This window comes from Nocardia sp. NPDC058497 (genome assembly GCF_042720195.1).
Classification (GTDB): Bacteria; Actinomycetota; Actinomycetes; order Mycobacteriales; family Mycobacteriaceae; genus Nocardia.
In genome coordinates this window covers 1-11810 of sequence record NZ_JBHXMY010000151.1, presented here as the reverse complement: position 1 = coordinate 11810, position 11810 = coordinate 1, and the positions used below count along the sequence as shown (strand labels likewise).

16 protein-coding genes are annotated in these 11810 nt (G+C 69.1%); 7 read left to right on the top strand and 9 right to left on the bottom strand.

Features of this window, described 5'->3' with window-relative positions:
* Nucleotides 1–235 precede the first annotated feature (235 nt).
* Nucleotides 236–994, bottom strand: a complete 759-nt coding sequence (locus tag ACFWPJ_RS13125; protein WP_378850491.1) for a rhomboid-like protein — start codon at nucleotides 992–994, stop codon at nucleotides 236–238.
* A 94-nt stretch (nucleotides 995–1088) separates the two neighbouring features.
* On the opposite strand from ACFWPJ_RS13125, the gene ACFWPJ_RS13120 reads away from it, so the two are divergent.
* Together ACFWPJ_RS13120 and ACFWPJ_RS13115 are read left to right on the top strand one after the other, a co-directional pair.
* Nucleotides 1089–1421 carry a plasmid stabilization protein gene (locus ACFWPJ_RS13120; RefSeq protein WP_378850488.1) on the top strand — a complete coding sequence of 111 codons (333 nt, stop codon included), beginning with the start codon at nucleotides 1089–1091 and terminating at the stop codon, nucleotides 1419–1421.
* Between the two features lie 62 nt (nucleotides 1422–1483).
* The gene (locus tag ACFWPJ_RS13115; protein WP_378850497.1) at nucleotides 1484–2302 is read left to right on the top strand and encodes a DUF72 domain-containing protein; all 819 of its coding nucleotides are present in this window, start codon (nucleotides 1484–1486) and stop codon (nucleotides 2300–2302) included.
* Here ACFWPJ_RS13115 and ACFWPJ_RS13110 read toward each other — a convergent pair.
* A complete protein-coding gene (locus ACFWPJ_RS13110) occupies nucleotides 2268–4301 on the bottom strand; it encodes a CocE/NonD family hydrolase (protein ID WP_378850485.1) in 2034 nt (677 codons plus the stop codon). The two genes, ACFWPJ_RS13115 and ACFWPJ_RS13110, sit on opposite strands and share 35 nt — an antisense overlap.
* Before the next feature lie 161 nt (nucleotides 4302–4462).
* Here ACFWPJ_RS13110 and ACFWPJ_RS13105 point away from each other — a divergent pair, with 161 nt between their 5' ends.
* The gene (locus ACFWPJ_RS13105; protein WP_378850482.1) at nucleotides 4463–5116 is read left to right on the top strand and encodes a TetR/AcrR family transcriptional regulator; all 654 of its coding nucleotides are present in this window, start codon (nucleotides 4463–4465) and stop codon (nucleotides 5114–5116) included.
* A 7-nt stretch (nucleotides 5117–5123) separates the two neighbouring features.
* On the opposite strand, the gene ACFWPJ_RS13100 is transcribed toward ACFWPJ_RS13105, so the two are convergent.
* Both ACFWPJ_RS13100 and ACFWPJ_RS13095 read right to left on the bottom strand, forming a co-directional pair.
* Nucleotides 5124–5489, bottom strand: coding sequence for a TetR/AcrR family transcriptional regulator C-terminal domain-containing protein (locus tag ACFWPJ_RS13100; protein ID WP_378850494.1), 366 nt, complete (start codon nucleotides 5487–5489; stop codon nucleotides 5124–5126).
* Between the two features lie 9 nt (nucleotides 5490–5498).
* Complete coding sequence (locus tag ACFWPJ_RS13095) at nucleotides 5499–5825, bottom strand: hypothetical protein (protein WP_378850479.1); 327 nt, start codon at nucleotides 5823–5825, stop codon at nucleotides 5499–5501.
* Between ACFWPJ_RS13095 and ACFWPJ_RS13090 the strand changes: the two genes are divergently transcribed.
* Nucleotides 5799–6191, top strand: a complete 393-nt coding sequence (locus tag ACFWPJ_RS13090) for a hypothetical protein (protein WP_378850476.1) — start codon at nucleotides 5799–5801, stop codon at nucleotides 6189–6191. The genes ACFWPJ_RS13095 and ACFWPJ_RS13090 overlap by 27 nt on opposite strands.
* 55 nt (nucleotides 6192–6246) lie before the next feature.
* Here the strand turns inward: ACFWPJ_RS13090 and ACFWPJ_RS13085 are convergent, their stop codons facing one another.
* Entirely contained in the window at nucleotides 6247–7167 is a 921-nt protein-coding gene (locus tag ACFWPJ_RS13085; RefSeq protein WP_378850473.1) for an alpha/beta fold hydrolase, read from the bottom strand.
* A gap of 49 nt (nucleotides 7168–7216) precedes the next feature.
* Complete coding sequence (locus ACFWPJ_RS13080; protein WP_378850470.1) at nucleotides 7217–7981, bottom strand: ankyrin repeat domain-containing protein; 765 nt, start codon at nucleotides 7979–7981, stop codon at nucleotides 7217–7219.
* A gap of 136 nt (nucleotides 7982–8117) precedes the next feature.
* Here ACFWPJ_RS13080 and ACFWPJ_RS13075 point away from each other — a divergent pair, with 136 nt between their 5' ends.
* From ACFWPJ_RS13075 to ACFWPJ_RS13065, 3 genes are read left to right on the top strand one after another with little or no spacing between them, the layout of a single operon-like run.
* The gene (locus ACFWPJ_RS13075; RefSeq protein WP_378850467.1) at nucleotides 8118–8336 is read left to right on the top strand and encodes a three-helix bundle dimerization domain-containing protein; all 219 of its coding nucleotides are present in this window, start codon (nucleotides 8118–8120) and stop codon (nucleotides 8334–8336) included.
* A gap of 57 nt (nucleotides 8337–8393) precedes the next feature.
* Nucleotides 8394–9479: an S-(hydroxymethyl)mycothiol dehydrogenase gene (locus tag ACFWPJ_RS13070; RefSeq protein ID WP_378850465.1), complete on the top strand. Its 1086-nt coding sequence runs from the start codon at nucleotides 8394–8396 to the stop codon at nucleotides 9477–9479.
* The gene (locus ACFWPJ_RS13065; protein WP_378850462.1) at nucleotides 9476–10102 is read left to right on the top strand and encodes an MBL fold metallo-hydrolase; all 627 of its coding nucleotides are present in this window, start codon (nucleotides 9476–9478) and stop codon (nucleotides 10100–10102) included. Before ACFWPJ_RS13070 ends, ACFWPJ_RS13065 begins: the two co-directional genes overlap by 4 nt.
* Before the next feature lie 144 nt (nucleotides 10103–10246).
* On the opposite strand, the gene ACFWPJ_RS13060 is transcribed toward ACFWPJ_RS13065, so the two are convergent.
* The 3 genes from ACFWPJ_RS13060 to ACFWPJ_RS13050 all read right to left on the bottom strand — a co-directional run.
* Nucleotides 10247–10855, bottom strand: a complete 609-nt coding sequence (locus ACFWPJ_RS13060) for a methyltransferase family protein (RefSeq protein ID WP_378850459.1) — start codon at nucleotides 10853–10855, stop codon at nucleotides 10247–10249.
* Nucleotides 10856–10870: 15 nt separating this feature from the next.
* Entirely contained in the window at nucleotides 10871–11542 is a 672-nt protein-coding gene (locus tag ACFWPJ_RS13055) for a cation transporter (protein WP_378850456.1), read from the bottom strand.
* A partial coding sequence (locus tag ACFWPJ_RS13050; RefSeq protein WP_378850454.1) for a winged helix-turn-helix domain-containing protein occupies nucleotides 11542–11810 on the bottom strand: 269 nt, incomplete at its 5' end. The genes ACFWPJ_RS13050 and ACFWPJ_RS13055, both read right to left, overlap by 1 nt.

The window sequence follows — 11810 nt, the reverse complement described above, 5'->3', positions numbered from 1 at the left end:
GCCAACCGCGATGATTTACGGTATCGTGGGCTGGGAGTTGTGTATAAGAGACAGCATTGCGAGCCTGCAGAGCGACCTTGCCGGGATCTACCTCCGGTCGCCGTGCTGCCCGGCGAAGCAACTTCATCGGTACTCCTCGTCCTACCGCGCGATACTCCTTCGAGCGCCGGGCGCGACGGTGCGCCGGTCGTGCGGTAGGGACAATGATACATGTACGTAGTAATTGAGGTAACACCTAATTTCGTGGCGTTTTGCCGAGATCAGGCCACAAGAAGCGCCGCGAGCGCCAGCGCGCCCAGCACCGCACAGACGTCGTTCGGCGACGGATCCGGCGCAGCAACACGCCCGGATCCCAGGTCCCGTCGCGTCCGCGAGTCAGCGGATAGCACGCGAAGCCGATGACGACGGCGCTCGCGTGCCCGATATCGGTGAAGGTCCGGCTCAGCAGGATCGGCGGAATCACCACCGCGAACACACCGAGGACGTACCACCAGCGCCACGGCCGCACCAGCCGATAGGCCAGCACCGCGGCGACGCCGGCCAGCGCGTAGCTGACGCCGACATCGAGGGTGTACATCGCCCGCTCCGGCGCGTCGTCGTCGCGGATCGCCCACAGCAGCACACCCTCGCTGAGATAGGTGGCGCCCACGTGCGCGAGCACGGCCACCACCAGCCAGCGCCACGTGCCGAGCCACCGCTCGGCATTGGCGTGAAAGATCGTGAACAGCACCGCGTAACCGAACCAGCCGCCGCCGTCGGTCCAGAACGCGCTGCCGATCAGCACCCGGAGGGGGTCCTCACCGAGGTGGTACAGATTGGTCGACCGATGCCCGAGCCAGGCCCTGGCCTCCTCGGGCGTGAGCCGGTGGATGATGACGGTCGTCACTGCCAGCGCGGCCAGCCACAGATACGTCCCCGGCGCGCTGCGCAGCCACCGCCAGAACCCGGCCGCCACCGCGCGGGCTCGCGCCCGCCCGCTGCCCGATGCGCTCACCTTCGCCAGTGTGCCGGACTCCGCCGCCGTTTCCGGATGCGAAGCACGGGTAGTCGGCAAACAGAAACCCCGATCGAGACGCGGAGGTGTAGCTATGCCGCAGCAAGCATGGAGCAACAAGCGCGAACGGCAGTACAAGCACATCAAGGAATCGCAGCAGGAGCGCGGCGTCGGCGAGGACAGGGCCGAGGAGATCGCGGCGCGCACGGTCAACAAGTCGCGCGCGCAGTCCGGTGAGGCCAAGCGGTCGAGCAAACTCTCCCGCACCGACACCTCACCGCAGCGTCGCGGCGGCCAGCGGGCCCATCGCCAGGGCCCGCGCGGTCTGACCCGTGACCAGCTCTACGAGGAGGCCCGCCGCCGCAATATCGACGGCCGCTCGAAGATGAACAAGCAGGAACTGGCCCACGCCCTCGGCCGCGACTGACGGCGAACTCGATCCGCTGCTGCGCGCCACCCGCCGACATCGGCGAAAGGCAGGTGGACGCGGTGATCCGGGTCGGCACCTCCGGCTGGCAATACCGCGACTGGCGCGGCGTGCTGTATCCGGACGGCCTGCCGATGCGGTGTTGGCTCGAGCACTACGCCGACGCGTTCGCCACGGTCGAATCGAACAACGCCTTCTACCGGCTGCCGAGCCGGGAGACTTTCGCCGCGTGGCGGGAGCGAACACCGGCGGATTTCCTGGTCGCGGTGAAGGCCAGCCGCTTCCTCACCCACATCAAGCGATTGCGCGAACCCGAGGAACCCGTGCAGCGCCTACTCGACCGGGCCGACGGACTCGGTCAGCAACTCGGCCCGATCCTGGTGCAACTTCCGCCGACCCTGCGCGCGGATGCCGCGCTGCTCGACGACTGCCTGCGCTGCTTCCCCGCCTCGGTGCGGGTCGCGGTGGAACCCCGGCACGAATCGTGGTGGACCGACGACATCCGCGCGGTGCTGGAATCCCGGCACGCCGCACTGGCCTGGGCCGATCGCGATTCCCGCCCGATCACCCCGCTCTGGCGGACCACCGACTGGGCCTATTTGCGCCTGCACGCGGGTCGCGCGCACCCGGCGCCGCACTACGGCCGCCACGCGCTGGACAGCTGGGTGCACCGGCTGCTCGACGCCTGGCCCGATACCGCCGACATCCATGTCTACTTCAACAACGATCCCGGTGGCGCGGCCGTGCGCGACGCGATCACCTTCGCCCACCTCGCGGAGGGGGCGGGCGCACGCGTCACCCGCGTGCCCGAGTCCGCGCGGGCCCCGGGCACGGCGGGCATCAGGGTCACCAGCCCGGATCGACGTCCATCGGCACGTTGATCCAGCTCGGGCGGGCCGGGTCGAGCTCGAGGTGCTGGGTCCGCAGACCGCTCTCGTTCAGCAACGGCCGCAACGGGATTCCGCTGGGGAAGTTGCTCGCGAACACGTCGACGCGCAGGCGGTGGCCCGGCAGCAGGACGCCGTCGGTGGCGCGGATGCCGATATCGATCGTGGTCGGCTCGCCCGGCACGACCGGCTGACGGGTGTGAAGGGTGAGGATCGGGTACGGGTCGGTGTAGTCGCCGTTGGGTGAGCGCGTCGACTTGCCGTCGTCGACCGCGCGCAGCGAGGCCACCAGCTGACCCTGCGACCACACCGTCGAACGGCCGTCGGGCGCAACGTCGTTCACCGTCACCGTCCAGTAGCCGTCGGTCGCGTCGAGCACGGTGTTCAGGTGTGCCGCGATCGAGCCCGAGATGCGGGTCGGCTGGGTCACCGGCGCGGTGGTGAAGGTCAGCGCCGCGCCTTCACTGATCCTGGCGTCCTCGGCGCAGACGTCGGGCAGCGGAATCAGACCGGCCGTGCCCTGCGCGGCATCGCGCGAGCAGATGGTGGTCAAGCTCGGATCGACCGAAACCCGCTGGGCGGCACCGGGTGCGGTGACCAGGCTGCCGTCGTGCCTGCTGCCGGGCGCGGTCCCCGAGGACGCGCCGTCGAGGTACAGCCGCCGGTATTGCATGCCCGGCCGCGGGAACGCGACGTCGGTGGTCCACTGCTCGCTGCCCTGCTGCCACAGGGTGACCGGCTCGTAGCGGTCGATGCCGTTGTCGATGCCCTTGAGCCACTTGTCGAACCACGCGCGCTGCAGCGATTCCAGCGGCGCGGGCGCACCCGCCTGACCCAGGCCCGAGCTCACGGTCACGTGGTAGTCGTCGCCCATGATGAGCTTCTTCTGCTCGGCGGGCACATCGACGGCGTTGTAGATGCGCGGGGTCGAGTAGGTGAAGATGTCGTGCCAGCCGCCGTAGAGGAAGGTCGGTACCTGCACCTGCTCCGGCGCACCGACCCAGGCGGTCCGCAGCGGGCTCTGATCGTCGAGGATCACGGCCATCTCCGGCGGGATCTGGTCCACGCTCGGGGTGGTCAGGGCGGCGATGAGCACATTGAAGAAGGTGAACGGGTCGCGCACCCGGTCGGCCAGCCAGACCCAGTCGAACTTGCCGGTCAGGATCGAGACCAGGTCCGGCAGCAATTTGGTGCCGTCGACGGCGAGCAGCCAGGTCGGGATGAAGCCGACGCCGAGCGCGCCACCGGGCGCGGCGACATCGCGGATCAGGTCGCTGCCCGGCACGATCGGGAAGATCGCCTCGAGCGCCTCGGGATGACGCTGCGCGGTCTGCATCTGGTTGATCGCCGAGTAGGAGATGCCGCTCATCCCGATCTTGCCGTCGGACCAGCGCTGCTTGGCGGCCCAGTCGACGACCTCGACGCCGTCGAGCTGTTCGCGTTCGCCGAACACCTGCCAGGTGCCCTGCGAGAAACCGGTGCCGCGCACGTCGACGACCACCTGGGTGTAGCCGCCGCGGATCAGGTTCCGGTCTACGCCGAAGGTGCGAGCGGCACCGCCGGGCAGCGCGTTCATCATGTCGCTGAGGCTGCTGAATCCGAAGGGCGAGAAGTCCAGGTTCTGCAGCACCGGCATCAGCAGCTCGGACAGGCCCGGCACCGCGAGCGTCGAGTCGGCGATGTTGGACAGCAGCTTCGTGTACGGCGTCAAATTGACGATCGTCGGCGTCGGCTCGGTGATCGGCTGACCGTCGGCACCCGCCGGGTGATAGACGTTGGCTTTCAATACCGTTCCGTCACTCATGGTGATCGGCACGTCCCATTCGATGAAGACGTTCGGGTATTGCTGCGGCCCGTTGTGGGTGGCGACGAATTGCGCGTCCAGCCCGTCGGTGGCCGGCAATGCCTGGCCGACCGGTGCCGATGCGACCGCCCCCGCGAACACGACGACAGATGCGACCAGCGCAGCCAGCCGCCCTCGATGTTTGATCATGCTTCGGTCTCAGCCCTCCGCCGTCGGGAACCACGACGTTCCCGTACCGGGAAGTAACGTAGCCTGCGTCACGTTCGATCGCAAGAACGTGTTCCCGGCCCGCCCCCGCACCGCCCGGCCGCCGCGCCGACGCTCTCGGGTCACCTGACAGAATCGACGATGTGAACGCGCCCGAACTCGATACAGACGGACGCAGATACCGTGGCGCCGCTCCGGGGCAGCGTCAGCAGGAGCGCCGCGCCCGCCTGATCGACGCGGCGACCGAGGCGTTCGGCACCGACGGCTACCGCAACACCACGGTCACCACCATCTGCGCCGCCGCCGGCGTCGGGAAGCGGTACTTCTACGAATCCTTCACCGACAGCGAGGATTTGCTGCTCGCGGTGTATCGGGAGATCACCGCACGCATGCTCGAGGCGATCCACCTCGGCATCGGCGATGTGGACGCCGACATCGACACCAGGGTGCGCGGCGCGCTGACGGCGTATTTCCAGCTCATCCGCGACGATCCGCGGGTGCCGCGGATCGCCTACTTCGAAATCCTCGGCGTGAGCCAGACCGTCGACGGCGCCTATCACGATGTGCTCGACGCTCTCGTCGACATCTGCATGGCCCTGCTGACCCCGTATGTGGACCTGGACAACTATCCCGCCGTGAGCGTGCGGATGGTGGTTCTCGGGCTGGTCGGCGCGATCCTGATCATCGCTCAGAAATGGGTGCTCGACGACTACCGTCAGCCGCTGGAAGACATCGTCGACAGCGGATTCCTCGTGGTGACCGCCGTGCTGGGGCGGATCGGCTCGGTCACCGAATAGCGGTGCGCTAGAGCGCTTTCCGTGCACCGATGCCGTCGAGCAGCGCGGTGAGACCGAACCGGAAGCTGCTGTCGGGCGCGGCGTTGTAGCCGGTGCCCGCGGCGCGCTCGATCCGGGCACGCAGCCGGGGGAACGTGCCTGCGATCTCGGTTGCCTCGGTCATCGCTTGCGCCAGTTGCGCTTCCGGGTCGGCGCCGCCTTTGCTCAGCCGCCTGCGCAGGGAGACGTTGGCGGCGGGGCCGGTCGCGTTGCCGAGAACGAACAGGAAGATCGCGTCGACGGCGCGGTCGGCATCGTCGTCGTCGAATCCGGCGGACTCGAAGATCGCCAGTGCGTTCTCGTCGTGCCTGGACTTGTTGGGGCCGTAGAGCAGATGGCTCGCCTACGCCTGCACGAGCCAGGGGTGTCTGGCCAGCGCCTCGTACATCCCGGTGGCCATCGTCTCGGCTGCCGTGCGCCAGTCGGCGGCATCAGGGTCGGGCAGGTCTATCTCGCCCCACACCTCGTCGACGGCCAGGCGCACCAGGTTGTCCTTGTTCTTCACGTGCCAGTACATGGCGGTCGCGGCGGAGTCCAGGCGCTGGCCGAGGCTGCGCATGTTCAGGCCGCCCAGGCCCTCCTCGTCGAGCAGTTCGGCACGGCCGCCATGGCGACCGCGCAGGCCGAGCTGTCGCGCCAGGGCGTGCGCACCACCGCGCTGCGCGAACACGGCATGCGCTTCGACGCCAGCGGCCACGAGAGCGCGGCCCCGCTGAGCGTCGCCGCGATCATGCTCACCGCGGCCGGGCTGAACCTGGCGGGCCTCGACATCGCCCGCCCGGTGAACTGGGTGGTGCTGACCCTGGTGTTCCTCGGCAACTGCGTGATCGTCTACAGCAACCACACCGCGGTGCGGTCGGTGACGGCCGCCTTCGCCCGCACCGGCGATCCCGAGCTGGCGCGGATCGACGTGCCCGCCCTGCTCGACCGCGCCGAAGCCGGATTCCCGGCGTGGACCTGGACTCTCCAGACGGTCCGCAACACCGTGGTTTTCGGTGGCGCCGCCATCGGGCTGGCGCTGTCGGTCCTCGGCTGAGATCCCTTTCCCGAAGCCCCGGTTCCGGCCGGGGCTTCGTCGTGCGCGGAGTCGGTCAGCCGATCCCGGCCGTGAACTCGGTGAACCGCTCGGCGATGCGGTCGGGGTATTCGCCGTTGATGGCGTGCGAGGCGTTCGGCCACACCTCCACCTGGGCACCGGGGATCAGCCGGGCGGTGGCGGCGGCCTCGGTCGCGTCGTGCACGATGCTGCGACCGGCGAACACGGCAAGCACCGGCACGGCGAGCGCGCGCAGTTCGTCCTCGGTCGGGCGCGCCAGCAGCGGCTGGGCGTCGCGGTAGTCCTTCATGCCGGAGGCGATCAGCCTGCCCTCGGGGACCGTGTCGTCGACGGGGGCACCGCCGGAGATCCAGCTCAGCAGGCGATTGCGCAGGCTCTTCGGCATCGCGGGGATGGCGCTGCCCAGCGAGACCATGATCATCTTCCAGCTCAACCGGGCGAAGGTGTTCGCCGGATCGAGCAGGGTGATCGAGGCGACGCAGCCGAGGCGGTGCATGGCGGTCTGCACCGCCAGGTTCGCGCCGATGCTCACGCCGAGCAGATGGGCGCGCGGAACACCCAGTCCGGCAATGGTTTCCGAGACCCAGGTGGCCTGATCGAGGCCGTCGATCAGCTCCCTGGTCTGGCCGCTCGCGCCCGGCTCGCCGACGCTGTCCACCGACCAGACGGTGTGCCGCGCCCGCAAGCTGGGCAGGTTGGTGGCCCACATCGGGGTCGATGCCTGGCGACCGGACAGCAGGACCACCGGCGTGCCGCCGCTGGGGCCGAACCGGTAGGCGCGCACCTGCCCGAACGAAGTGGGCACGGCCGCCATCGCGTCTGGCTTCGGCAACTCCGCCATGCCTGCGTGGTAGGCGGCGGCGAACCGGTGGAAGCTCGCCTGGTCGGTGAAGTACCCGACCTTGTCCGCGGGTCGACCGATCGTGGGATCCAGGAAGAATTCGTCCTCGGCCATGCCGCCGAGGGTAGTCCGCGCACCTGGGCCACGGTGGCAGGCGGGCCGATCAGCGTCCGCGCAGCAGAGCGACGATTGCGTCCTGGTCGAGGCGTTCGGCGTTCTGCGGTGCGGTGCGGCCGTCCGCGTCGCGGATCCGTGGGTCGGCGCCTGCCGCGAGCAGCGCGGTGACGGTTTCCTGGTAGCGCTGCGAGCCGTCGCCGTAGACGATCGCCTCCTGCAGCGCGGTCCACCGCGGCGTGTTGACGTGGTTGACGTCGACACCCGCGGCGATCAGCATGCGCACGGTGCTCACGTGCCCGTGCTCGCTCGCCGGGATGAGCGCGGTGCCGCCGTACCGGTTGACGCTGCGCAGGTCGGCGCCGTGCCGCAGGGTCGGCTCGAGGATCTCGTCGAAGCCCTCCGCGCCCGCGTACAGGTAGGCGGAGTCCTGCAGATCGTCCTTGGCGTTCACATCGGCGCCCGCGTCGATCAACGCCACCGCGGCCTCGCTCGCCCGGTTCTTGGTCGCCGCGACCAGCGGGGTGCGGCCCTTGTCGCCGCGGGTCTCCAGGTCGGCGCCGCGGGCGATCAGGTCACGCACCCGGGCCACGTCGTTGTCCGCGGCGGCGGCGAACAGATCGTCGTCGAGACTGTGATCGACCTGCCGGGTGGTCTGCGGCGCCGGGGTGGCCTGCGCGGATACCTCGGTGGTCGCCGTGGCCTCGGCGGCCTGCGGCACGTCCGGGTCGGCGGAACAGGCGCCGATACCCACCGCGAGCACCGCGAGCGCGAGCACGCCGGCACCACGGACTGTGGGGCGAGCCGGATTCATAGGCTTCTCCTCTGGTCAGGTCCCCTCCACCGTGCCCATCTGGCCCCACCGCGTCCAGGACGCAGTACCGATCGCCGCCATCGACATGGTCTATGGCGGGCTGGTTGACCAACCCGGCTCCGGGTAGCCCTGAGACATGACTACTCACGAGGATCAGCAACTCGACGAGGTCATCGAACGACTGACCATCCGTTACCCCACGATCGCCCCCGCCGAGATCGCCGACATCGTCCGGCACACCCACGACCACTTCGCGAAGGTGCACGTCCGCGACTTCGTTCCGCTGCTCGTCGAGCATCATGTGCGGGAAAAGCTGGGCACGCCGACCGGGAAGATCCCACCCATCCCGGACTGATCGGGCCGCGGCACCGCTAGCGTTGGCGTAGCACACGCCGACACTGAGGAGTTCCGCATGCCCGAGACCGTCCGTGGAGTCATCGCCCGCGCGCAGGATGCCCCGGTCGAAACGGTCGACATCGTGATCCCCGATCCGGGACCGCACGATGTGATCGTCCGGGTGCAGGCCTGCGGGGTCTGCCACACCGACCTGCACTACCGCGAGGGCGGGATCAACGACGCGTTCCCGTTCCTGCTCGGACACGAAGCCGCCGGTGTCGTCGAGACCGTGGGTTCCGCGGTCACCCATGTCGCCGAAGGCGATGTGGTGGTGCTGAACTGGCGCGCGGTCTGCGGCGAATGCCGGGCCTGCCGGCGCGGCCGCCCCTGGTACTGCTTCGACACCCACAACGCGAGCGCCCCCATGACGCTCACCGACGGCACCCCGCTGACCCCCGCGCTCGGCATCGGCGCGTTCGCGGACAAGACCCTCGTGCACGAAAAGCAGTGCACCATCATCGATCCCGAGACCGACCCTGCGGTGGCGGGTCTGCTCGGCTGCGGCGTGATGGCTGGCATCGGCGCCGCCGTGAACACCGGCGCGGTCTCACGCGGCGACAGTGTCGCGGTGATCGGCTGCGGCGGTGTCGGCGACGCCGCCGTCGCAGGCGCCCGCCTGGCCGGGGCGGGCACGATCATCGCGATCGACCGCGACCCGCGAAAGCTGGAGTGGGCGAAGGATTTCGGCGCGACCCACACCATCGACGCGAGCACCGGTGACGTGGTCGAGCAGATCAAGGAACTCACCGGCGGTTTCGGCGCCGATGTCGTGATCGACGCGGTCGGCAGGCCGGAGACCTGGCAGCAGGCGTTCTACGGTCGCGACCTCGCGGGCACCGTGGTGCTGGTCGGCGTCCCGACGCCGGACATGAAGCTCGAGATGCCGCTCATCGATCTGTTCTCGCACGGCGGCTCGCTCAAGTCGTCCTGGTACGGCGACTGCCTGCCCGAACGCGACTTCCCGATGCTCATCGATCTGTATCGCCAGGGCAGGCTGCCGCTGGACCGCTTCGTCACCGAGCGCATCGGCATCGACGAAGTCGAGCAGGCGTTCACCGCCATGGGCGAGGGCCGGGTGCTGCGTTCGGTGGTGGTCTGGTGAGCGCCCGCATCGAGAAGGTCGTCACCTCGGGCGTTTTCGCGCTCGACGGCGGGACCTGGGCGGTCGACAACAATGTGTGGCTGATCGGCGACGACGACGAGGTACTGATCGTCGACGCCGCCCACGACGCCGACGCCATCGCCGCCGCGGTCGGCTCCCGGCACGTCACCGCGATCCTGTGCACGCACGGCCACAACGACCACGTGACCGTCGCGCCCGAACTCGCCCAGCGCCTCGACGCCCCCGTCCTGCTCCACCCCGGCGACGAGCCGCTGTGGCGGATGACCCACCCCGACGCCGGCTACCGCTCGCTGGCCGACACCACCAGGATCACGGTGGCGGGCACCGACATCGACCTGCTGCACACCCCCGGCCACTCCCCCGGCTCGGTCTCGCTGCACCTGCCCGAACTGGCGGCGCTGTTCACCGGTGACACCCTGTTCGCGGGCGGTCCTGGCGCCACGGGCCGCTCGTTCTCCGATTTCGGCACGATCATCGATTCGATCCGCGACCGATTGTTCGCGCTGCCCGAGGAGACCACCGTCCACACCGGACACGGCGACACGACCACCATCGGGGCCGAAAAGCCCGCCCTCGCCGACTGGATCGCCCGCGGCCACTGACTCGACCACAATCCGGACGATTGATCACCAGGCCTTGGCGGCGGCAACGGAGCGAGAAGGAATATCCACCAAGGCCTGGTGATCTTGCTTTAACCGGGTGGGTTCATTCCCTCCTCGGCGTTTCGCGAATCAGGCGTCGCGGCTCTACGCAGCCGACCGGCCTATCCCCGGCACGAACCTGCCTGTCGTGGCGCAGTAGTCCCGATAGCCTGCGCCGTGAACCCTGGTCAGGTACGGCTCCTCGACCACCCGGACCTGCAGCTCGATCGTCACGAGGAGCAGCAGGAATGCCGCCAGCGCGACGACGTTCGGGATGATCAACGCGATCCCCGCCCCGAAGACGAGCATGGCGGTGAAGATCGGGTTGCGCACCAGGCCGAACACGCCGGTGCGGACCAGCGTCGTCGTCTCGCTGGCATCGACACCGATGCGCCAGGATTCACCCATCTCGTTCTGCGCGTAGAGAGTCGCGCCGATGCCCGCGATCGCCAGGACGAATCCGGCCGTCTGGATCGGCGCGGCGGTGAGCGCGTCGATCGGGCCGAGTACACCGCCGAGTTGCAGAGCCACCGCGGCGAGCCCGACGACGATCGCCAGGACGAAGCCGACACCGGCCATCCATTCCAGCGATCCGGGACGCCCGCTGATGCCGCGGAACCCGGTGGAGCCGGTCGCTCGATACTGCCGCCAACTGCGCCAGCCGAATCCGAGCGCACCGAAAATCACGTACAGGACCAGTGCCGAGACAGCCATGGCCGGTTCCTTCCCTCAGTTGTCGCAGCAGTCGCGGGTCGCGACCGTGCCGAGTGGCGCTCTCGCGCAACAGGTGTCGCCCCGCCACGCGTCGCGACCTTCTTTCACTGCGATGACGGCGATCACCAGCGCCGCGATCGGATCGGCCCACGACCAGCCGAACAGGGCATTGAGCAGCAGCCCGACGAGCAGTACCGCGGACAGGTAGGCGCACAGCAAGGTCTGCTTGGAGTCGGCGACCGCCGAGGCCGAGCCGAGTTCACGTCCCGCGCGACGCTGCGCCAGCGACAGGACCGGCATGATCACCAGACTCGCTGCCGCCAAACCGATTCCGACCGGAGAATGCCGCGCTTCCCCCACCCCGAACAGCGCGCGCACCGCGTCGACGGTGACGTAGGCGGCCAGCGCGAAGAACGAGAACGCGATGATCCGCAGCGCGACCTTCTCCCTGGCTTCCGGATCCCGGCCGGCGAACTGCCACGCCACCGCCGCCGCGGAGGCCACCTCGATCACCGAGTCGAGCCCGAAACCGATCAATGCCGACGAGGACACCCGGGTGCCCTCGGTCAGCGCGATGATCGCCTCGATCACGTTGTAGCTGATCGTCGCGGCCACCAGCCAGCGGATCCGGGTGGCGAGCACCTTGCGGCGATCCGGAAGTTCCAGCGGCGCACCGAGTTCCGGCATCAGCAGCACTCCTCGGTCGCGGCCGCCGGACAGCAGGCCGGATCGACGTCGAGCACCAGGCCGAGGAGGTCGTCGAGCGCCCGCCCGATCCGCGGATCCGCCAGCTCGTAGCGACTACGCCGGCCTTCCGGAACGGCGACAACCAGACCACAGCCGCGCAGACAGGCCAGGTGGTTGGACAGGATCTGCCTCGACACCCCGATCTTGTCCGCCATCTCCGACTTATACCCTGGCGCAGCTCTCAGTCTCAGCAGTATCTGCGTCCTTT

Coding starts and splice junctions, on each gene's coding strand:
- ACFWPJ_RS13085 (WP_378850473.1), bottom strand. CDS start 7,167: ATGGCCGAGGACGAATTCTTCCTGGATCCCACGATCGGTCGACCCGCG.
- ACFWPJ_RS13080 (WP_378850470.1), bottom strand. CDS start 7,981: ATGAATCCGGCTCGCCCCACAGTCCGTGGTGCCGGCGTGCTCGCGCTC.
- ACFWPJ_RS13055 (WP_378850456.1), bottom strand. CDS start 11,542: ATGCCGGAACTCGGTGCGCCGCTGGAACTTCCGGATCGCCGCAAGGTG.
- ACFWPJ_RS13110 (WP_378850485.1), bottom strand. CDS start 4,301: ATGATCAAACATCGAGGGCGGCTGGCTGCGCTGGTCGCATCTGTCGTC.
- ACFWPJ_RS13075 (WP_378850467.1), top strand. CDS start 8,118: ATGACTACTCACGAGGATCAGCAACTCGACGAGGTCATCGAACGACTG.
- ACFWPJ_RS13120 (WP_378850488.1), top strand. CDS start 1,089: ATGCCGCAGCAAGCATGGAGCAACAAGCGCGAACGGCAGTACAAGCAC.
- ACFWPJ_RS13070 (WP_378850465.1), top strand. CDS start 8,394: ATGCCCGAGACCGTCCGTGGAGTCATCGCCCGCGCGCAGGATGCCCCG.
- ACFWPJ_RS13060 (WP_378850459.1), bottom strand. CDS start 10,855: ATGGCTGTCTCGGCACTGGTCCTGTACGTGATTTTCGGTGCGCTCGGA.